General features: G+C 41.7%; 3 protein-coding genes. All 3 read left to right on the plus strand.

The window, feature by feature from the left end:
* The coding region (locus LYNGBM3L_RS38295) for a TauD/TfdA family dioxygenase (RefSeq protein ID WP_008183511.1) at positions 1 to 185 on the plus strand (185 nt) is incomplete at its 5' end.
* Between the two features lie 6 nt (positions 186 to 191).
* Complete coding sequence (locus tag LYNGBM3L_RS12805; RefSeq protein ID WP_008183513.1) at positions 192 to 1,019, plus strand: DUF6875 domain-containing protein; 828 nt, start codon at positions 192 to 194, stop codon at positions 1,017 to 1,019.
* A gap of 72 nt (positions 1,020 to 1,091) precedes the next feature.
* Positions 1,092 to 1,830, plus strand: a 739-nt coding sequence (locus LYNGBM3L_RS12810; RefSeq protein WP_008183514.1) for a TSUP family transporter, incomplete at its 3' end; no start/stop codon positions are given.

Genomic DNA, 1,830 nt, shown 5'->3' on the forward strand with positions numbered 1-1,830 from the left:
AAGAGACAAAAGTGTCATTCACCTGGCAAAAAGGCGATCTGTTGCTTTTGGATAACATGCTATTTACCCATGGTAGAGAGAGCTTTATCGGAGAGAGAAAAGTTTTGGTGGGGATGGCATCACCTATGACTGCTGAACTTTGTCAAACCTCATTGCCCCTTACTGAAGATCAAATTGCTGAGTGATACATCATGATTAAAGATTTAGATAATAAAACGGCGAACACCTTGAGGTCGTCTGGTACTAAAGTAAACGGTTGTCCCGTTAATGGTAAAGATGTAGCCAGCAAAGTCATTCCCGATGAGATTTTTAAAAGTACTTCACCTATCGTTTCGTTGCGCCCTATTTCAAAAGTAATGGAGTCCAGTGCTAAAGGTTCACCGCTCTGGAAAACGTGCGAATGGATAAAGAATTTTTTAGCCAGACCTCACCATGAACTAGGGCGAAAAGGCTCTGTATGTCCTTTCATTCCCACGTCATTGCAAACTGATGGTTTGTGGCTTGCAGAAATAACCGACAATGATCTCTCCGTGGATGATATCGGTAATATGTTTTTGCAATATCGAGAATTATTCTTAAAAACTGAGCCTGTTCAGGGAGCTGGTGCGTTAAACAAGGCATTTATTATTGTACTACCAAAACTAGGTGAAAATGCGGCTCGTATTATTGATGAAATTCACGGCAGGTATAAAGAAGAGTTCGTTGGCATGGGGTTGATGTTAGGGGAATTTTATATGGGTAATCAAAGTCCGGGATTACACAATGAAGACTTCAAACCAATGTGCAGCCCCTTACCTGTTTTGGGGATAAGGTATATGGCTGACCTGGATTTACCATTTTTTACTCGAGACGTTATTCCACCGCTTGATCGGATATTCTATTTGCGGTCATACATTCAATCGCTTTCGGGTAAACTAAGTAAAGCTAAATTAAACAGGGCGTTGGATGCATTGGTGCAAGCTGAGTTAGAGGTCAGAGTGCAAGATACATTGGATATTCCTTCTGCTCAATTAGTTTAACTATAACAATATGTTGTATCTCATGCGTGAGATAAAAAGCGAAAAAATTGCTGCGTTGAGAAGTGTTTTATAATGAAACTGAATGTTCGATTTTTCTCCCTGTTAGTAGCCTGTCTACTGCTGCTATGGGTGGCTTTTATGTCACATCTTGGCTTATTTGTGGTGTGGCAAGACTATTGGACAAGTGCGCTTGTCATGGTGTTTGGTTCATTCGTTGCGGGATCCACGCCATTGGGCGGAGGGGCAGTAGCATTCCCGGTTTTTTCAAAGTTTTTTGCCATAGAAGCAGAGCAGGCCAAAGTGTTTTCTTTGTTTATTCAATCAGTTGGAATGACCTCTGCGACTTTATTTTTTATATTCTCTCGTATCTATATAAATTGGAAGGTGTTACTGGCATTGTTGCCCACCACCATTGTTGGGTTTATATGGGTTATGTCTGGCCCGTTATTAGTCAATACAGAAATTAAATTGCTCTTTAGCATTTGTGCGCTTGTTACTGGCATGTTGTTGCTACTGTCACATAAAAAAGGGGATAGCGACGAAAAGCAGGTGACAATCTTGGGACTGGCCTTAATGGGCATTGCCGGTGGTGCATTGGCCGCAACACTCGGGGCTGGAGCGGATACCATGTTGTTTTTTTGTCTGGCGATACTATACCGTCGACCAGCCAAGCAAATTATTCCCACAACTGTTACCTATATGGCACTTACTTCGATAATTGGTAGCACTTATATCCTGACATTTGAACCAGAAATTATTTCTCCTTTTGTGTCCAACAGTTGGTTAGTGGCTGCTCCGGTAGTACTGGTGT

This window comes from Moorena producens 3L (genome assembly GCF_000211815.1).
Classification (GTDB): Bacteria; Cyanobacteriota; Cyanobacteriia; order Cyanobacteriales; family Coleofasciculaceae; genus Moorena; species Moorena producens.

Coding starts and splice junctions, on each gene's coding strand:
- LYNGBM3L_RS12805 (WP_008183513.1), top strand. CDS start 192: ATGATTAAAGATTTAGATAATAAAACGGCGAACACCTTGAGGTCGTCT.